The 19,463-nt window shown below is 42.2% G+C and carries 19 protein-coding genes; 8 read left to right on the top strand and 11 right to left on the bottom strand.

Annotated elements, in window-relative coordinates:
* The first annotated feature begins 1 nt into the window (after position 1).
* Entirely contained in the window at positions 2–1,108 is a 1,107-nt protein-coding gene (locus tag IZT61_RS17570; protein ID WP_196098334.1) for an acyloxyacyl hydrolase, read from the top strand.
* On the opposite strand, the gene IZT61_RS17565 is transcribed toward IZT61_RS17570, so the two are convergent.
* The 3 genes from IZT61_RS17565 to IZT61_RS17555 all read right to left on the bottom strand — a co-directional run bounded on the left by IZT61_RS17565 (position 1,105) and on the right by IZT61_RS17555 (position 4,438).
* Positions 1,105–1,464 carry a CoA-binding protein gene (locus IZT61_RS17565; protein WP_196098333.1) on the bottom strand — a complete coding sequence of 120 codons (360 nt, stop codon included), beginning with the start codon at positions 1,462–1,464 and terminating at the stop codon, positions 1,105–1,107. The genes IZT61_RS17570 and IZT61_RS17565 overlap by 4 nt on opposite strands.
* A gap of 171 nt (positions 1,465–1,635) precedes the next feature.
* A complete protein-coding gene (locus IZT61_RS17560; RefSeq protein WP_196098332.1) occupies positions 1,636–2,103 on the bottom strand; it encodes a DinB family protein in 468 nt (155 codons plus the stop codon).
* A 790-nt stretch (positions 2,104–2,893) separates the two neighbouring features.
* On the bottom strand, positions 2,894–4,438 hold the full coding sequence (locus IZT61_RS17555; protein WP_196098331.1) for an NAD(P)/FAD-dependent oxidoreductase: 1,545 nt from the start codon (positions 4,436–4,438) through the stop codon (positions 2,894–2,896).
* Positions 4,439–4,706: 268 nt separating this feature from the next.
* On the opposite strand from IZT61_RS17555, the gene IZT61_RS17550 reads away from it, so the two are divergent.
* The 5 genes from IZT61_RS17550 (at position 4,707) to IZT61_RS17530 (ending at position 7,918) form a co-directional block, all read left to right on the top strand.
* A complete protein-coding gene (locus IZT61_RS17550; protein ID WP_196098330.1) occupies positions 4,707–5,288 on the top strand; it encodes a LemA family protein in 582 nt (193 codons plus the stop codon).
* Positions 5,289–5,510: 222 nt separating this feature from the next.
* Positions 5,511–5,960 carry a TPM domain-containing protein gene (locus IZT61_RS17545; protein WP_196098329.1) on the top strand — a complete coding sequence of 150 codons (450 nt, stop codon included), beginning with the start codon at positions 5,511–5,513 and terminating at the stop codon, positions 5,958–5,960.
* The gene (locus tag IZT61_RS17540; protein ID WP_196098328.1) at positions 5,957–6,745 is read left to right on the top strand and encodes a TPM domain-containing protein; all 789 of its coding nucleotides are present in this window, start codon (positions 5,957–5,959) and stop codon (positions 6,743–6,745) included. Before IZT61_RS17545 ends, IZT61_RS17540 begins: the two co-directional genes overlap by 4 nt.
* Positions 6,746–6,938: 193 nt before the next feature.
* A complete protein-coding gene (locus IZT61_RS17535) occupies positions 6,939–7,325 on the top strand; it encodes a hypothetical protein (RefSeq protein WP_196098327.1) in 387 nt (128 codons plus the stop codon).
* Positions 7,326–7,363: 38 nt separating this feature from the next.
* Positions 7,364–7,918 carry an NUDIX hydrolase gene (locus IZT61_RS17530; RefSeq protein WP_196098326.1) on the top strand — a complete coding sequence of 185 codons (555 nt, stop codon included), beginning with the start codon at positions 7,364–7,366 and terminating at the stop codon, positions 7,916–7,918.
* Positions 7,919–8,084: 166 nt separating this feature from the next.
* Here IZT61_RS17530 and dnaA read toward each other — a convergent pair whose 3' ends face one another.
* From dnaA to IZT61_RS17515, 3 genes are all read right to left on the bottom strand, one after another.
* Entirely contained in the window at positions 8,085–9,515 is a 1,431-nt protein-coding gene (dnaA, locus tag IZT61_RS17525) for a chromosomal replication initiator protein DnaA (RefSeq protein ID WP_196098325.1), read from the bottom strand.
* 610 nt (positions 9,516–10,125) lie between these two features.
* Complete coding sequence (locus tag IZT61_RS17520) at positions 10,126–11,673, bottom strand: acyl-CoA mutase large subunit family protein (RefSeq protein WP_196098324.1); 1,548 nt, start codon at positions 11,671–11,673, stop codon at positions 10,126–10,128.
* 146 nt (positions 11,674–11,819) lie between these two features.
* Entirely contained in the window at positions 11,820–12,350 is a 531-nt protein-coding gene (locus tag IZT61_RS17515) for a DUF7935 family protein (protein ID WP_196098323.1), read from the bottom strand.
* Positions 12,351–12,439: 89 nt separating this feature from the next.
* Here IZT61_RS17515 and IZT61_RS17510 point away from each other — a divergent pair, with 89 nt between their 5' ends.
* Both IZT61_RS17510 and IZT61_RS17505 read left to right on the top strand, forming a co-directional pair.
* Entirely contained in the window at positions 12,440–12,793 is a 354-nt protein-coding gene (locus IZT61_RS17510) for a HesB/IscA family protein (protein ID WP_196098322.1), read from the top strand.
* Positions 12,794–13,046: 253 nt separating this feature from the next.
* Positions 13,047–14,276, top strand: a complete 1,230-nt coding sequence (locus IZT61_RS17505) for an ABC transporter permease (protein ID WP_196098321.1) — start codon at positions 13,047–13,049, stop codon at positions 14,274–14,276.
* Between the two features lie 214 nt (positions 14,277–14,490).
* Here IZT61_RS17505 and IZT61_RS17500 read toward each other — a convergent pair whose 3' ends face one another.
* The 5 genes from IZT61_RS17500 to IZT61_RS17480 form a co-directional block, all read right to left on the bottom strand.
* Entirely contained in the window at positions 14,491–15,228 is a 738-nt protein-coding gene (locus IZT61_RS17500) for a tyrosine-protein phosphatase (RefSeq protein ID WP_196098320.1), read from the bottom strand.
* Between the two features lie 248 nt (positions 15,229–15,476).
* Positions 15,477–16,034: a hypothetical protein gene (locus IZT61_RS17495; protein WP_196098319.1), complete on the bottom strand. Its 558-nt coding sequence runs from the start codon at positions 16,032–16,034 to the stop codon at positions 15,477–15,479.
* Positions 16,035–17,057, bottom strand: coding sequence for a UDP-glucose 4-epimerase GalE (galE, locus tag IZT61_RS17490; RefSeq protein WP_196098318.1), 1,023 nt, complete (start codon positions 17,055–17,057; stop codon positions 16,035–16,037).
* A gap of 2 nt (positions 17,058–17,059) precedes the next feature.
* Positions 17,060–18,049 (bottom strand): UDP-glucuronic acid decarboxylase family protein, encoded by a 990-nt coding sequence (locus IZT61_RS17485; protein WP_196098317.1) that lies wholly within the window; start codon positions 18,047–18,049, stop codon positions 17,060–17,062.
* 1 nt (position 18,050) lies between these two features.
* Positions 18,051–19,361, bottom strand: a complete 1,311-nt coding sequence (locus IZT61_RS17480; RefSeq protein ID WP_196098316.1) for a UDP-glucose dehydrogenase family protein — start codon at positions 19,359–19,361, stop codon at positions 18,051–18,053.
* Positions 19,362–19,463: the final 102 nt, after the last annotated feature.

Here is a 19,463-nt window from a genome sequence, read left to right as displayed (position 1 = left end):
TATGAAGAAACAACTACTGTTATTTTGCTTTTTTTTGAGTTTCGCCTATGTTAAGGCTCAAATCGTTAACGAGAATCATTCAATTATCTTCAAACCTGTTTTTGGCACCCATGTAAATGCGGATCAAGGACATCTTTTTCAGGATCGGATAATTGGTTTTGACGCGGCGTATTTTAAGGACATTAGCCAACATAAGGATAAATGGATTGCCCCAATTGGTGCCAAATCGTACGGAATTGGGTTGATTTTTCGAGACATCAGCAACTTGAAAGGCGCAAAAGACACAGCTGAAAACGCTTTTGGGCAGGTTTATGGGCTGGTTGCACAAATGGATTTTCAGTTGTTTAAACTTGGGACCGTAAAAGTGAACTTCACCCCTGGCGTGGGCTTAAGCGTGACTAACAAATATTTTTTTAATAGTGCGAAAAACAGATTTTTGGGAAGCCCGATTAATGAAGCTATTAAGGCCGACTTAGGAATGGAGCTCCCCATAAGCAAGAATACAGACTTGCTGGTTGGCCTTGGGTTCCTGCATCTATCTAACGGCGGCTTAACCGTGCCAAATGGCGGCTTAAACACAGGAAATGTTTACGTGGGGCTAAAATTTGGCAATACGGAAACTTTACCAACTGAAAAGAAAAGCAGCTATGAACCGCTGAGCAGAAATTCTGTTGAGCTTAGCGCTGGCATTGGCGCCCGTGGCGTGTATGAGCAACGGGGAAAACACTTTTACAAAAGCGGATTTTACGCGGGCTATAATTTTTATCTAAATGATATTATGACCCTAAAAGCAGGTGGCGATGCCGTTTATTATTATTCTGTATACGACCCTCAAAAACCGGGAGAAACTTTTCAAAATTACGGAACATCGTTTGATAAGTGGCGAACCGGGCTTAGCGTTGGTGCTGATATTAATTTATGGCGGATTACCGTCGGTGCGCAACTCGGAAAGTACCTCCATTATAATAGGTTAATGAAAAGCGCAACCTGGTACTGGACTTTCGGCCCTACCTATAACATTACACCACGCCTGGGCCTACAAGCCAAAACGTATATGCATTTTGCTCAAGCCGATTATGTAAACTGGGGGCTGCTTTATCGAATTTAGTATTGACCAGTGCTTAGCAATACCAGTGTACAGGCTCTAACGGGTTCGATGTTGTGCTGATCCAACAACTTCTCGAGCTGATAGTTTTCGGTGCCTGGATTAAAAATAACTCGTTTAGGCTTCGTTTGCAGCAGGTAATCTTCGTACTGAGGTTGCAAAGCGGGTCCGATATATAACGTTACCGTATCAATATCCTGATGAATTTCGCCCGGCTTCTCGATTTCTACTCCCGCAACTTCACCCTTTTTTATGCCCACATTCACAATTTCATGATTAAAACGCTTTAACATGTGGGCCGCCTTGTAAGCGTATCGTGTAGGATCTGGCGATGCGCCAATAATTAGTGTCTTTTTCATTTTGTTAGTTGATTACGCCTGTTTAAGAGATATGTCGATTTTTAGGACTCCAATTTTTTGTTCTCTGCTTTCCGTTTTAATCTTTAAGCTTTAGTCTTTTAGCTTTAAGCTTTAGTCCTTTCCTCCCAAAGGGATGCCTATGGTACGAAGGGATGCCTTTGGCACAGCTTTCTAAAACTTCGAAAGCAAAGCAATTTGACCTGAATGATACGCATGATGCTGAACCAGCCCGTTGAGCAGCTCAATTTTTGTTACGCCCGTTCCCAATGCACGGTTCCGTTCCATATTAACGTCGTCATTCCATTCATTTGGTTTTACAAGTTCGCAATGCCTGATTAATTCTTCGTTTGCAAGCTTGAAATTAAAAATGATTTTTTCCCATGCTTGCGGCGTTTTAGCTTCCGGAATCGGCCAATCGCCCATTGCCGGTTCCGCGGCCTGGTTGCCCATTATTCTCGACGTTACTTCCTCAGTCCAGGCGGTTAAATGCAGGGCAATTTCTGCAATTGAGTGGGCATTCGGAACGTAATGTTCGAAAGCATTTTCGGGTTTAACATTGTTTAAAGTCTGCATTACATGGTTTCCATGCCACGCATCACCATTAAAACCCTTTTTAATTTCGTTTGTGATATTAAACATATTCAAACAACAAGTCGAAGTTTATAATGTTTGTTAAAAGGTCTATTTGAGATTAGCTTGTCGAAGGACTAGTCGAAATGCGAAAAAAGGCGTTTCATCCTTCGGTAAACTAGACACAGGCTTAGCTCAACGTAACAGGATCGGATCGATAAAAGCTAAAGTCAAAAGATTTGATTATTTTTTTCTGGAAATGAACGGTTCTGTTCTTTTGGCTCCTTTAGTCCCGCTTTCCCTCCTGCCAATCAGAAAAAGATTTGCATCCGTTCCAATCGGGTTTAGGCATGGCGGTAGGTGCGAAAAAACCTGGTTCATAAACCTGACAGCAGCAGCAGCCCCTGAGTTTTCATCAGGGCTATAGTGCGTGGCTCCAAAAGAGTGCCTTTGGCACAGGGCGGAAGCACAATGTCATTTAGTTAAGGAAAAAACAAACACATTGTCACCCTAAGCATTTCGACTTGAGCTTGTATTGAGCGTAGTCGAAATGCTCAATACACGCTTAGTCGAAGGGCAATGTTTATTTGTTTTTCCCACAAAAATGGTCTTCGACTGAGTTTATCTTGAGCGAAGTCGAAAGGCTCAGATCCGATAGCTATCGGATGACACCGAGCAGGCTCAACTAAATGACACAGGGTGGAAGCACTATGAAATGCTGGTCGTTCATATCCAGAAAAAGAACCATATTCTACTATGCGAAGAGTTTGCAGGTGATAATATAAAAAATGCTAACCACGATTAGCTATGAAACATTTCAAATATTTAGCTATTGTGGTAAATGGGCAGCTCAGACCATTTACGAGGACGCTTTTGTGATGGCGTTGGCGCAATTAATCCCGTCGATAGCTGCAGATACGATTCCACCGGCATATCCGGCACCTTCTGCGCAGGGATAAAGGCCCTGAACCTGCGGATGCTGAAAAGTTTCCTTATCCCTCGGGATGCGAACCGGAGAAGATGTTCGGCTTTCGACACCCACCAGAATCGCTTCGTTGGTGTAGTAACCTTTAATTTTTTTTCCGAAAAGTGGAAGTGCAGCCTTTAAGCTGTCAGAAACAAACTCGGGCAAAATATTATCCAACATGACACTTTTTGTTCCCGGGAGATAAGAATTTCGGGGAAGATCTATCGATAGTTTATTGTTCACAAAATCTACCATGCGTTGTGCCGGAGCTACGAGGTTTCCTCCGCCAGCCTCGAACGAAATCCTTTCTATTTCCGACTGAAAGTTTAACATCCGCAGCGGATCGTAGCCCTGAACATCATCTAATGTTACCTGAACAACGGTGCCCGAATTTGCGAACGGGTTGTTGCGTTTTGAGGGCGACCAGCCGTTTACCACAATTTCATTTTCTCCTGTTGCGCAAGGAGCAATAATTCCACCCGGGCACATGCAAAAAGAAAATACCCCGCGGGCACCAACTTGTTCTACCAAACTATAATAAGCCGGCGGTAAATACTCCGACCGGATATCGCAATGATACTGTGCTGCATCAATTATTTCTTGCGGATGTTCTATGCGAACGCCCAAAGCGAAAGGCTTGGCCTCAATTAAGATGTTCTTTTTGTGGAGTAATTCATAAACATCGCGTGCGGAGTGGCCTGTAGCAAGAATAACGTTTTCGGCAAACAGTTTGTCGCTAAAATTGATTTCGATGCCCTTGATTGTTCCAAATTCGACAATTATATCGGTCATTTTGGTATCAAACAACACTTCGCCACCGGCATTTAATATGGTTTCTTTTATCGAAGTAATGATATTTGGCAGCTTGTTGGTTCCGATGTGCGGGCGGGCATCAATCATAATATCGCGTTCTGCACCGTGATCTACAAAAACCTGCAACACTTTGTTAATGTCGCCACGCTTGTTCGATCGGGTGTATAACTTACCATCCGAATACGTCCCTGCGCCCCCTTCGCCATAACAATAATTAGATTCGGTATTTACCAAACCCTGCTTGTTTATCGCTGCCAAATCTCTGCGCCGTTGCTTTACCTCTTTGCCCCGTTCAATAATAATAGGTTTCAATCCATTTTCTATGCACTGCAATGCAGCGAACAACCCCGCCGGCCCTGCACCAATAATGAGTACAGGCTTACCATCTTTTACATTTTGATAATTTATAGTGTTGATTTGAAGCTGAGGTTCTTCATCCATAAAGGCCCTAACCTGCAATCGGAAAATTACTTTCCTCGAGCGGGCATCAATGGAGCGCTTTAAAATTTCGAACGCTTTAATCCGCTCTCGCGAAACCTTCAGGCCATCGGCCAATTTAACTTTGATGAGCGCTGTTTCGTCAACCTGTTCGGGCAGCAGCGTAATTTCGATGTCTTTTTGCATACAATTCGTCAGGCTTTTATCCTGAATGGTACAAAGATACAATTAGAATTGGATGGTTCATTAGTTCATTGGTCATTTGTTCATTGGTTGGCCATTGGTTCAAAGCGCTGTCATTCCGACGTACAAGGAGTCCTATCAACCGAAATACCCTGACAGTGCACATTTTGTCAGTAATTTACCCAAAATGTAACAAAGGCATGCAATTTGATATCTAATTTGTAAATTGACCTTAATTGTATTTGATCAATAAAAACAGAAGACCACAAAAATGAAAAGATTAGTTTTTGGAATTTTAGCTGCTGTAATTGCAGTTAGCACTTTAAGTTCATGCGGATACAACAGCATGGTTAAACTAGATGAAAATGTAAAATCGAAATGGGGAACCGTGCAAACCCAGTACCAAAGGAGAGCAGATTTGATTCCGAATTTGGTTGCAACCGTTAAAGGGGCGGCTAAATTTGAGCAGGGAACTTTAACTGCGGTAACTGAGGCGAGGGCAAAGGCTACTCAAATGACGGTGAACGCCGATGATCTAACACCAGAAAATATCGAGAAATATCAGGCTGCTCAAGGCCAGTTGAGCCAGGCGCTGGGCAAATTGCTTTCTATTACCGAAAATTATCCCGAGTTGAGAGCAACCCAACAATTTAGCGATTTATCTGCTCAATTGGAAGGCACCGAAAACCGGATTACGGTTGCCCGAAAAGATTTCAATGATGCTGTTCAACAATACAATGGCAAAATCAGATCGTTTCCTACCAACTTAACGGCAGGAATGTTCGGATTTAAACAAAAAGGATATTTCGAAGCGGACGCAACAGCTAAAGATGCGCCTAAAGTAGAATTTTAATCTGGGCAAATAACATTTAAGGGTAATGTGTGTTTATGAGTAAGCATACATTACCCTTTTTAACTTATGGTTCAATGTGCCAAAAGCATCCCTTTGGGAGTTCATTAGTTCATTCGTTTATTGGTTAACTTGCTTATTGCAATTGTTTATTGCCAATTGTCATTTCAATTGCTAATTGCCCATTGCCTATTCATTCATCAATTCATAAAACATCACAATAAAATGTCATTATTTTCAGATCTCGAACAGGAAAGAATTGCGCAGGCAATTGCCGATGCGGAGAATGCAACATCCGGAGAAATTCGGATTGCCATTGATAAACATTGCGCCGGCGACCCTTACGAGAAAGCGATAGAATATTTTGCAAAATTAGGTATGGATAAAACTGCACAAAGAAACGGTGTACTAATTTACCTTGCCCATGCAGACCATAAATTTGCCATTATTGGCGATGCGGGAATTAATAAGGTTGTGCCTGATGATTTTTGGGAAACAACCAAAGTGGCCATGGCTGCACATTTTGCAAAAGGCGATTTGGCTGTCGGCATTATTGCCGGCGTTGCCCTGGCTGGGGAAAAACTGGCCCTGTTTTTTCCACCACAGCACGGTGATATTAATGAGCTGCCAAACGATATTATATTTATGGATAATCAAACAAAAAATAAGGAATGAGAAAATTATTCTTACTGATACTACTCGGCCTAGCATTTACTTTTTCCTTTGCGCAAGATTTTCCTGAGAAACCAACAACTTTAGTTAACGATTATGCCGGTGCTTTGTCTGCCGATCAAAAACAAGGGTTGGAGCAAAAACTGGTTGCCTTCGACGATTCTTCCTCAACACAAATTGCCATCGCCATACTGAAGTCGGTTGGCGATTACGATATTAATGAATATGCACTTGAGCTGGGCAGAAAATGGGGTGTTGGCCAGGGTGGCAAAAATAACGGAATAATGATTGTTGTTGCCATTGGCGATAGAAAAATCTCTATCCAAACCGGTTATGGCGTTGAGGGTGCTTTACCTGATGTATACGCAAAGCGGATTATCGATAATGATATTAAACCCAACTTTAAAAACGGCGATTACTATGCCGGGCTGGATGAAGCCACTACATCGATTATAAAATACACCAAAGGCGAATACAAAAACGACAAACCAAAGGCCAAGAATGCCAAAGAACGTGGAATTGGCAGCGTATTTATAGTCATTTTTATAGTTATTGTAATAATTATCATCTTACGTAAAGGCGGCGGAGGCGGCGGTAGCCAGGTTATTGGTGGCCGTGGCGCATCTAACGCTTTGTTTTGGGCATTGCTTTTTGGCGGTGGTGGACGCGGCGGAAACAGCGGCTGGGGAAGCGGTGGTTTCGGAGGTGGATCTTCTGGTGGCGGAGGCGGCTTTGGCGGTTTCGGTGGCGGAAGTTTCGGTGGCGGCGGATCGAGCGGAAGCTGGTAGGTTTAGTTGGGAGTTTCGAGTTGGGAGTTCGGAGTTCGGAGTTCGGAGTCTTGAGTCGATAGTTAACGGCTGGGGTGTTTAGGCTACCAAAGTTATTGGTTAATTTGCTGTTTTGGATATTGCTCATGCGTAATTGCTTATTGCTCATTGCCAACTGCCAATTGTTTATTGTTCATTGTTTATTCATCAAGAAGTGTTTAGAAAAGATTTAATAACCGCCGAGATACAAAAACTGGCTGAGGTGCTCGCCAGGATCATGGGACTGAAACTGGAAGGCAAGCTCGAGGATGCCCAAAAAATGTTTGAAGAAGCCATGGAGAAAAACTTCCTGCTTCCCATTGATGTTTTGGAAAACCAGGATTTGAGCAGGTTTGAAATTTGGTTAACTTCAAGTGATCTGCCGCCAGAAAAATTGGATTCTTTAAGTGAGTTTTTATATTATGAGCTTGGTGTTAGCGAGCAAAGAAACAAAACAATTGCGCCTAAACTAAACTTAATTTACCAGTACCTTTCTGATAAGCATAAGATTGTGCACCTTGTAAACCTGCATAGGCAGAAAACGATTCAACAATACCTTTAGGATTTACGATTTCAAAATTACGATTTACGATTAAACAAATGATTATAGAAAAGTGGCAGAAAATTGCCTCAAAATATTTAGTGCGAGAGAAATGGGCAACGTTACGTGTTGATGAGGTAAAACTTCCCAGCGGAATTGTTAAAGATGATTATTTCGTTCTCGAATATCCCAACTGGGCCACAGCCATTGCTTTAACCGAAGAAGGAAAGATCATTATGGTGCGCCAATACCGTCATGCCGCCGATATTATTTCGCTCGAAGTGCCAGGCGGAGTCGTCGATGGCGATGAAGGGCCGGAAGCCGGCGTAAAGCGAGAGCTTTTGGAAGAAACCGGCTACACCTTTAAAACCTGCAAGCTTATTGCTGAGCTGTACCCAAATCCGGCAACTGCAAATAACAAAACGTACACTTATCTGCTTACTGGCGGTGTAAAAACCCACGAGCAGCATTTAGATGAGCATGAAATTTTAAATGTTGAAGAATATACCGTAGCGGAAGTGAAACAGTTGTTGAAAGACAATAAGATTGCGCAATGTATTCATGTGGCTGCATTGCATTACGGGTTGGCAGAGCTGGATAAAGTGCGTCTCTAATCCTAAACTGTTTTTTATTTGAAAGCGCCCACCGTTCGCCTATAACCAAGAGAAGTCAAGTTTTTACAAACTTGACTTCTCTCAATATTTAATCAACGCTGGTTTTTACCTTAAACCCTCTGCCTTGCCCAAAGGGATGCCTTTAGCATAAACCCTCTACCTTAATTTAACTCATTTTAAGTTTCTTCTGAATATCTTGCACGTAAGCCTTAAACTTTTTATCCGTGTCGATTAAATCCTCAACCGTTTGGCAGGCATAAATAACCGTACTGTGGTCGCGGCCACCGAAGAAAGCACCAATCGTTTTTAACGATGATTTAGTGTGGCTTTTCGAGAGGTACATCGAAATTTGACGGGCCTGCACAATTTCGCGCTTCCGTGTTTGCGATTTAACCATATCAACCGGAACCTCAAAATACTCACACACCAATTTTTGGATATATTCCATAGAAATTTCTTTGGTGGTATTTTTGATAAAGTTCTTTAACATCTGTTTAGCTAAAGCTAAATCGATTTCTTTTTTGTTCAAAGTAGCTTGTGCAAGTAATGATACCATCGCCCCTTCCAGCTCACGAACGTTATTATCAATGTTATGTGCTACATATTCTACAACTTCGCCGGGCAATTCAATTCCATCGGCATACATTTTCTTCCTTAAAATAGCAATACGGGTTTCTAAATCAGGCACCTGCAAATCGGCAGAAAGGCCCCATTTAAAACGACTTAATAAACGTTCTTCCAAACCAGCCAAATCTTTTGGTGCTTTATCGGAAGTTAAAATTACTTGTTTGCCCGATTGATGCAAGTGATTGAAAATATGGAAGAAAATATCCTGTGTTTTTTCTTTACCAGCAAAGTTGTGTACATCATCCATAATGATCACATCCATTGCCTGATAAAAATTAACGAAATCGTTAATCGTATTATTTTTTAATGAATCTACAAACTGCTGGCAAAATTTCTCGCAGCTTACATAAATCACCAGCCTATCGGGCATGCTACGTTTAATCTCATTGCCGATGGCCTGTGCAAGATGGGTTTTTCCCAAACCTACGCCGCCGTAAATCATCAACGGGTTAAAAGAAGTGCCTCCGGGTTTCGCCGCAACGGCATAACCAGCAGAGCGGGCCAGGCGGTTGCAATCGCCCTCAATATAGTTTTCGAAAGTATAATTAGCGTTTAACTGCGGGTCGACATTTAGCTTTTTTAATCCAGGGATGATAAAAGGGTTTTTGATGTCTTTATTAATGGAAACCGGAATTGGCATCGATTGCACCTTTGCCTCTGCCCCATTTCCATTTGATGGCATATTAGTAGTGTAAGGACTGCCACTGTTAGATGATTTATCAACAACGATATTGTATTCCAACCTGCCGTCCTCTCCAAGTTGTTTTTTTACAGTCTTGCGAAGCAAGCCTACATAGTGTTCTTCAAGCCATTCGTAAAAGAACAAACTTGGCACTTGTATGGTTAAAACCTTACCTTCCAACTTAAGGGCTGTTATTGGCTCGAACCAGGTTTTGAAACTTTGGTTCGGAATATTATCCTTAATGATTTGAAGACAGTTCTTCCACACTTCTGTACAAGTTTTTTCCATTGCGATTTCTATAATTTATTGGTTTCCAGTGCCGATTCGAAATAAAGGAATGATCCGTTTCGGGAGTACGAATATTGAGAAAATTATCAACATTTTAAACAAATTTTTCAAATAAATCGTAACATACTGATAGGGAATTAAGTAGCCTGCTTAACCTCAATTTTTTATGTTGATAACTATTTATTAACATCGGTTTTCCACATTTAGCACTATTTAACGCAGATTTCCTTTCAACATTTCAAATCGCTACTCAAGAAGCAAAAGTCACGCCATTACCGGCGCAAATCGTTAAATTTAATGGTAATCGCTATTCGAACGGAACAAATAACTTAAGATCCGGAACCCTCCTATTTAGCTTAAACAGGTGCTCAAGACAGGCTGAGGTAATATAATAAAAATAGAACAGATAGCCCCGCTTCTTATTAGAATTGTTGAAGTACAAACGTAACAATCTTGCCACGAGAATTTAGCAGGGCCTTAGGCACGACAACCAGTCAGTTTGGAAAGCGTGGCTGATTTAGTTGCCAATCCGCTCCATCGCTTTTTCGGGCGAATAGGTCTCGCTCACAAGTACCGACCACGCAATGTTTTTTAGTTAAATAACCAAGACTTAATATTCGCCAAACACCTTACGCATTACATCGGCTATTTCGCCGAGCGTTGCATATTTTTCAACGGCGTCAATAATGTATGGCATCATGTTCGAACCGTCTTTCGCCGCATTTTCCAAAGCTTGCAAGGCAGTTGAAACATCAACATTGTTCCGTTCCGCTTTTAACAGCCTTAACTTTTCCGTTTGCAGCTTACGGATAGCATCGTCGATTCGTAAGATATCCGTCAAACCCTCTTCTTCTTGTATAAATTTGTTCACCCCAACAGAAACTCGCTCGCCGGTTTCTATCTCCCTTTGGTATTGATAAGATGCGGCAGCAATTTCATTTTGCATATACTCGCTTTCGATGGCATTTACAGAACCACCCATTGCATCAATCTTATCGATATAGGCCCATGCAGCAGTCTCTATCTCATCGGTAAGGCTTTCTACAAAAAATGAGCCTGCAAGCGGGTCAACTGTATCCGTTACGCCACTTTCAAAAGCAATAATTTGTTGGGTACGCAGGGCGATTTTTGCGGCTGCTTCTGTTGGTAACGATAGCGCCTCGTCGTAGCCGTTAGTATGCAGCGACTGCGTTCCACCCAAAACCGCAGCCATAGCCTGGTTGGTCACCCGTATTACATTGTTAAGCGGTTGCTGCGCTGTTAGTGTCGAGCCGCCCGTTTGCGTATGGAAACGAAGCATTTGCGCCTTTTCGTCGGTTGCACCCAAATCCTTCGTAATTTTTGCCCACATCCGCCTGGCGGCCCTGAACTTGGCAATTTCTTCGAAAAAGTTGTTATGACAATTAAAGAAGAACGAAAGTCGCCGGGCAAACACATTAATAGCCAATCCATTTTCAATTGCCGCCTTTAAATAGGTTTTACCGTTTGCCAAAGTAAAGGCCAGCTCCTGTACCGCGGTTGAACCAGCCTCGCGAATGTGGTAGCCGGAAATGGAAATGGTGTTCCATTTTGGTACTTCGCGACTGCAAAACTCAAAAATATCGGTAATCAATCGCATCGAGGGCTTCGGCGGATAAATATATGTTCCTCTTGCGGCGTATTCTTTTAATATATCGTTCTGTATTGTTCCCGAAATCTGCTTCAAATCTGCACCTTGCTTTTTGGCCAGCGCAATGTACATGGCCAGTAATATAGCGGCAGTTGCGTTAATCGTCATCGAAGTGGTAATGTTTTTGAGTTCGATGCCATCAAATAGAATCTCAATATCCTTTAACGAATCGATGGCCACACCTACTTTGCCTACTTCGCCGTCGGCCATTTCATGATCAGAGTCGTAACCAATCTGGGTTGGCAAATCAAAGGCGACAGACAATCCCGTTGTTCCCTGAGCCAATAAATAATGATAGCGCTTGTTCGATTCCTCGGCTGTTGAAAAACCAGCATATTGCCTCATCGTCCAAAGCCTGCCGCGATACATATCCTTTTTTATGCCTCTGGTAAACGGATATTCGCCAGCCCTTTCATTCATCGCATTTGCCGAAGTATAAATTTCCTTAATTTCGATGCCTGAGGTGGTGGTATGCTTTTTTGCGCTCATATTTTTGGTTCAATGGTTCATTGGTCAGTGGTTCATTAGCTCATTGGTTCATTGGTAATTGCAAATTGCAAATTGTTAATTGGTCATTGCTAATCGGTAATTGCAAATTGATAATTGTTAATTGGTAATTGGTCATTGCAATTGCGTTAAAACAACCTTTGAATATCTTTCTTTATCAACTCAACCGTTAAATCGTAAGGATTTTCCTCTATACTCGCCATGTGCTGAAGAATGGCCTTGCTCAATTCTATTCCATTTGCATCTTCAGGTAAACCCTTAACAGCATTGGTAATCATGGCAATGGTATCGTCTTTTAGTTTACGCACCACATTCCACGTTACGCTGTCGATATAAAGTTGCTGCGTAATGTTGTGTTGATATTCGGAGCGGATCTCGGTCAAAATTCCCCCTTGCAAGGCGCCGATACTTATTCCCTGCTGGTGCAATCGTACCAATAAATTGGCCGGGTTAATGCGGTCGACGAAAATGACGAGCCGTTCGTGTGCCTGAAGACGCAGCGGCAAAACGTGCGATCGGCTTTCTTTATTAAGCTCAACAGCCTTCAAATCGAAAAAATGCTGAATATCACCCTTAACAATATAATAAATTGCCATAAAGGCGAGAAATATTCCTGCGAATAAAATAATTACATCTATCGAAATTTGTTGAATATCCATGTTTTGTTTTTCTACGGTAATATATTGCTCCGCTAAAAGCAAAAATGTGCATTATTATTTATATTTGTAACAGATAAATTTGAAATAACATGAGTACAACAGTTGATACATCATTTGCACCGGTTACTTTTTCAGAGGGAGCAGCTAAAGAGCTTTATAAATTAAAAGACCAGCAAGAAATTGGCGACGACTACGGTTTACGTGTAGGCGTTGAAGGCGGCGGTTGCGCAGGCATGAACTACGTTTTAGGATTTGATCAGAAAAAAGAGGGCGATCAGGAGTTTTTTATCGAAGGCATTAAGGTTTTCATGAACAAGGCGCATCAAATGTACCTGATGGGCATGATGATCGATTGGCAAGATGGCTTAAACTCGCGTGGTTTTACTTTTATAAACCCGAATGCAACCAGCACTTGCGGTTGCGGAACGAGTTTCTCAGCATAAAACGATATTTATTGTAACATAAAGTATAGTCCTGATGTCTAAACGTCGGGACTTTTTTGTTTTAAGCGGTGAAAGGTGAAAGCTAAAAGACTAAAGCTTAAAGGCGAAAGCCAAAAGGTGAAAGCCAAAAGGTGAAAGCGGAAAGATTAAAGCTGAAAGACTAAGACCAGTCTGCGAGAGGGATTAAAAACGAAACTTGAAGGTTTAACGTCCATGCTTGATACTTGATACAAAAATCTTGATACTAAAGTAAATGAACTACAGAGAAAATATTAGACTGGCGCTGGAATCTATCAAAGGTAATCGCTTGCGTACCATGCTTACTGCCTTGATTATCGCAATCGGTTTAATGGCCTTAGTCGGTATTTTGACAACACTTGATGCAGTTAAAAAGAGCATGACAGATGCTTTTAGCAGCATGGGTGCCAATTCATTTAACATTCGGAATCGGGGTTCGGGCATCAGAATTGGTAACGGAAAGCGCCCGAAGCCTTTCAAATCAATCCGTTACGAGGATGCGATTAAATTCAAAGATAGCCTTAATGCTCCTGCAACCGTCGCTGTAAGCGTTTTTGCCAGTGGTGGGTCAACGGTAAAATACGGCAGTTTAAAAACCAACCCCAATATTAACGTTCAGGGCATAGACGAAAACGGACTGGCTTCGCAGGGGCTTAACCTCTCGCAAGGCAGAAACTTCGGTGCTTCCGAAGTGGCCATGGGCAGTAATGTTTGTATTGTAGGTGGCGAGGTTGTTGAGCGACTTTTCAAAAATGCAGATCCGATGGATAAGCTCATCAACGTAGGAAACAACCGTTTTAAAATCGTTGGTATTTTGGAGAAAAAGGGCTCGAGCATGGGCTTTAGTGGCGATAGAGCGGTATATGTTCCCTTATTGAAGGCCAAGCAGATTAATGCCAATGCCAATCCATCTTACACCATTACGGTTATGGTTGGCGATAATAATGATCAAGAGAATGTTATCGGCGAAGCCACTGCACTTTTCAGAAATATCCGCAAGGTAAAGGTTAGCGAACCTAATAATTTCGAAATTACCAAGAGCGACGCTGTTGCACAAACCTTATTCGAAAACCTGGCCTTTGTAGCGGTTGGGGGTGTCGCCATCGGTATAATTACCTTAATCGGTGCCTCTATCGGTTTGATGAATATCATGCTGGTTTCGGTAACAGAGCGAACCCGCGAAATCGGGATCAGAAAAGCCATTGGCGCTAATCCAAAGGTTATTCGTCGCCAGTTTTTAATTGAGGCCGTAGTAATTTGTTTAATGGGAGGTGTTTTAGGAATATTTTTGGGGATTGTACTGGGTAACATCATATCGTTGGCCATGGGTGGATCTTTCCTAATTCCGTGGCTGTTTATAATCGGTGGTTTTGTTTTATGTGTACTGGTGGGTATTCTTTCTGGCTATTATCCGGCAAAAAAGGCTTCGAAATTAGATCCTGTTGAAGCATTAAGGTACGAGTAAGGGTTTTTATTAATCAAAGGCCTCCCTACTTGTCATTCTGAACGCAGTGAAAGAATCTCTACACGATGAAATGCTAGCTCAAAAAAAGCACAAACTCAATAATGAATGCTGGTGAGGTATGCAGGTCCCATGCTAATCGGTTGGCGATGCTTCGTACCTCAGCATGACAGTAAAGTTAAGGTAGTTACAACCAAAGAAATACATCTTTCGTTACTTACAACAAAACATTATTAAGCTCACCATTACTAAGCAACTTCTGCATTAACGGTGTGCTTAAACTATTTTCAAGGGCGGCTGCGTGCTTTGGGTGATGCATATCGCTGCCAATAAAATCGACCAGATCTTTTTCCACCATTTCTTCGGCAACCTTTTTTGCACCCGAGCCATAATAACCCGTTAAAGCAATCGAGTTCATTTGCAATAAACAGCCGGTTTCTTTAATTTGAAGGTAACTCTCAAACGAGTTATAAAAATACGGGTACCGCTCGGGGTGGGCAAGCACGGGCTTAAATCCTGCATCTTGCATGAGACTGATCAGATCGACAAGATTTTGCGGTGCGGTTAGGTATGAAAGTTCGAACAGCAGATAATTACTTCCAAAGGTAAGTACATCTTTCTCTTTAATCTTTTTTTCCAGCGTTTCATCTAAATAATATTCCGCAGCTGCATCTACCTCTAAATCGAGGTGTATTTCTTGGATTCCCTTCCGCAAAACTTCCAACCCTCGATTTATCGTATCGGGAGTATTGCGAAAATAATCGGCCATTACATGCGGGGTTGCGATGAGTTTTTGGAAGCCGAGGGATTTAAACTTTCTGGCAAGTATTAATGCATCGGTAAGGGTTTGAGCGCCATCGTCGATTCCCGGAATGATATGCGAATGCATATCTGTTCCAATAGTGGAGAAGTTGAATTCGGGAATTACTTTTTTCCTTTTAAAAAATCCGAACATGAGATATCTTGAGTTTGAGCGTATTAAATTTCCTGCGAGAGGTTGAAAGCTTCCATTTCATCTCTATTCAAACCGATGAGCCTATTACACTGACCATTTTATTTCAACAACCTTCAAATCGAAATGGGGTTGGCTGGCGCAATTTAGCGTTTTTTCTATAATTTGTTCTGGTTCCGACTAGAAGAATTTAGCGCAAACCGCATCAATTCTATGTCGCTTTAAACAGTGATCACGCTCTTTTTGCATCGTTAAGATGTTGGCTTTGGTAAGCTGCTGGCTTCGGCGGCCGCTTTTAAGTTAGATGAGTAAATCTTTTTCAGTAAATCGTTTAGCGAATCTGCTAAATCAAACTGTAAATCTTCGTGTAGTTTTTTCAGCTTATTGATGGTTGTTTCGACAGTTTTAATGTAAAAGGAAGCAAACAAAAAACTGTAATCGCGATAGCCAAAAATAGATCTTTTATAGGTTAAAGGAACTTGTTGAAGAATGAATAGCTTCAGTTCAACCTCTCCTATCGGATCTTTAGTAACCTTATAAAAATGATTTACAGACGCAATTAGCTTTCTAACCCTCGCCAGCGCCTCTTTGGCATTTAATGCCTTAAGTTCGGGAATTATTGCTGTTACATTCGATTTGATGGTTTCCTTTCTATCCTCCAGGTCGCCTTCACTTTCCAATATTTTGTAGTGCAGGTGCTCGGTAAGCACTTTGTCTTTTGCCACCAAACGAAGCAACAGCCTGTCCTTTTCCTTAACAGGCAGTGCTATAATGGCGGCTTTTAAATCCTTGTGCTCCGACAGCTTCATCTAAAAAGGATTCGCTTTAATGTATTTTTCCCATTCCCAGGCCGAGCGCATCATTTCGTCTAGATCAAGTTCAGCCTTCCATCCCAACTCCTGGTTAGATTTCTGTACATCCCCATAAATCTGAACGATATCGCCAGCCCTTCTCGGGCCGATATTGTAATTCAGTTTTTCGCCGTTTACTTTTTCAAACGCAGCAATAATCTCCAAAACCGACGAACCTTTACCTGTGCCGATGTTAAACACTTCGTAATTTGAACTGGCCTTGCTTTCTTCCAATCTTTTTATTGCCGCTACGTGTGCCCTGGCTAAATCTACAACATGAATATAATCGCGAATGGCCGACCCATCTGGCGTATCATAATCGTTGCCATAAACAGTTATCGGGCCTCGTTTGCCAATGGCAGATTGGGTGATAAATGGCACCAGGTTGGCCGGCACACCATTTGGTAACTCGCCAATCAGGGCGGTTTTGTGTGCACCAACCGGATTGAAATAACGCAGGGCAATTACGTGTAAGTCGGGCGTTACCGCAGCAGTTTCCGCTAAAATTTCTTCGGCAATTTGCTTGGTATTACCATACGGAGATTCTGCCTTTTTTACCGGCGCCGCTTCGGTTACAGGTAAGCTATCGGGCTGGCCATAAACCGTACACGATGATGAAAACACGAAATCAATCTTTCTGTTAAATGCGGTTAGCAGGTTAATCAATCCGTAAAAATTGTTCTTGTAGTATTTTAATGGTTTTTCTACAGACTCTCCAACTGCTTTGGATGCGGCAAAATGAATGATCCCGGTAACATCCGTATTGTTTTCGGCAAACTCCTGAACGGCCTGATCATCCTGAAGATCGATCTCATTGAAATCGAACCATTTTCCGGTAATGGCGTGAAGCTGGGTTAAAATTTTAATGTTCGAGTTAGAAAGGTTATCTACAATAACAACTTCATATCCTGCATTGTGCAACTCGACAACGGTATGAGAACCTATATACCCGGTTCCTCCGGTAACTAATATCTTTGACATTTTTAACGGTTAAATGTGGTGAAATCCTTATGTTCAATTTTTTTCAGCGCCTCGGTAGGCAACGATTTAAAATATTCGTAGGTAATTTTTAATCCCTCAGCACGGCCAACCTTTGGCTCCCACCCCAACATCGATTTTGCCTTGGTAATGTCTGGGCGGCGTTGTTTGGGATCATCCTGTGGAAGATCTTTGTAAACGATTTTTTGTGAGGTTCCGGTAAGCTTGATAATCTCTTCGCAAAACTGTTGTATGGTAATCTCATCGGGGTTGCCGATGTTTACGGGCTGTGCATAATCGCTCATCAACAAGCGGTAAATTCCTTCGATCAAGTCGTCAACATAGCAGAACGATCGTGTCTGGCTACCGTCGCCAAAAACAGTCAAATCCTCGCCACGCAAGGCCTGCCCGATAAACGCTGGCAAAACGCGACCGTCGTTCAGACGCATCCTCGGTCCATAGGTATTAAAGATTCTAACGATCCTTGTTTCCACACCATGAAAAGTGTGGTAAGCCATCGTAATCGCCTCCTGAAAGCGCTTGGCCTCATCGTACACGCCACGAGGCCCGACAGGATTCACATTTCCCCAATATTCCTCTGGTTGTGGGTTTACATTCGGGTCGCCATAAACCTCAGATGTTGAAGCAATAAGCATCCGTGCCTTTTTGTTCCTGGCCAGGCCCAACAGATTATGGGTACCCAAAGAACCTACCTTTAAGGTTTGGATGGGAATTTTAAGGTAATCAATGGGGCTGGCGGGCGAGGCAAAATGCAAAATATAATCCAATTTGCCGGGAATGTGAACGAATTTGGAAACATCATGGTTATAAAACTCGAAGTTCTCCAGCTTGAAAAGGTGTTCAATGTTGGCCAGATCGCCTGTAATGAGATTATCCATTCCAATTACATAATAATCTTCCTTAATAAAGCGATCGCATAAATGCGAACCTAAAAAGCCTGCCGCTCCTGTTATTAAAATCCTTTTCCGCTCCATTTTAACCAATTAATTTCCTGCCAATACTATTGTAGTAATAACCCAGATCGATCATCTTTTGCAGGTCGTATAAATTACGGCCGTCGAATACTACCTTGTTCTTCAATATTCCATCTATCTTTTCGAAATCGGGGTTACGAAATACTGACCATTCGGTAGCGATCAAAAGTGCGTCTGCATTTTCGAGTGCTTCGTACTGGTTACTTGCATAACTAACCTGATTGCCAATAACGCTCTTTACGTTTTCCATCGCCTCTGGGTCAAAAACGGTGATTGTTGCACCTTGTTTTACAAGGGCATCAATAATATACAGCGCAGGTGCCTCGCGGATATCGTCGGTTTCGGGCTTAAATGCCAATCCCCAAAGCGCAAAGTGCTTACCTTTAACTTCTCCTTTGTAGTATTTCAGCACCTTATCCACCAAAATCGTCTTTTGTTTTTCGTTAACCTCCATCACCGATTTAAGAATCTGAAAGTCGTATTGATAATCATCGGATGATTTAACGAGTGCCTGAACGTCTTTCGGAAAGCACGAACCTCCGTAACCAACGCCGGGAAAAAGGAACCTTTTTCCGATGCGCTCATCTGATCCAATGCCTTTCCTTACGGCATCAACATCTGCTCCAACCAGTTCGCAAAGGTTGGCTACCTCGTTCATAAAAGTAATTTTCGTTGCCAAAAAGGAGTTTGCGGCATACTTGGTAAGCTCAGAGGAACGCTCATCCATAAAAAGAATTGGGTTGCCCTGACGAACGTAGGGGCCGTAAAGCTCGGCCATTAGTTTTTTGGCTTTCTCGCTTCGTGTACCCAAAACCACCCGATCGGGTTTCATAAAATCATCAACCGCAACACCCTCGCGTAAAAATTCGGGGTTGGAAACTACATCTACCTCGATATTTGTATTTTCAGTAAAAACTGCTTTCACCTTGTCAGCGGTTCCAACCGGAACGGTAGATTTGTTAACAATGATCTTATATTCGGTAATTAACTTCGAAATATCTTTTGCGGCACCCAAAATGTAGGAAAGATCTGCGGCGCCATCGCCGCCGGGAGGTGTTGGCAGGGCCATAAAAATAATTTGGGCTTCTTTAACGGCATCAGCAAGGTTTGTGGTAAAGGTTAGCCTGCCCTGCGCTATGTTTCTGTGGAAAAGCTGGTCGAGGCCAGGTTCGTAGATCGGCACTTCGCCGTTCTGCATCTTCTTAACCTTGGTTTCATTAATATCAACACATATCACGTCGTTTCCTGTCTCTGCTAAGCAGGTTCCTGTAACCAAACCTACATATCCGGTTCCAATAACGGCTATTTTCATTCTGTTCTTAAGCTTATATGTTGCGCCGAAGATAAGAAAATAAGATGAATGATATTGAATTGGAACTTGAAATGCCGCAAGTAATTTATGACCATAAAAAGC

Origin of the sequence: Pedobacter endophyticus (assembly GCF_015679185.1) — a bacterium.
GTDB lineage: Bacteria > Bacteroidota > Bacteroidia > Sphingobacteriales > Sphingobacteriaceae > Pedobacter > Pedobacter endophyticus.
This window is presented reverse-complemented; position numbering and strand designations above follow the sequence as displayed.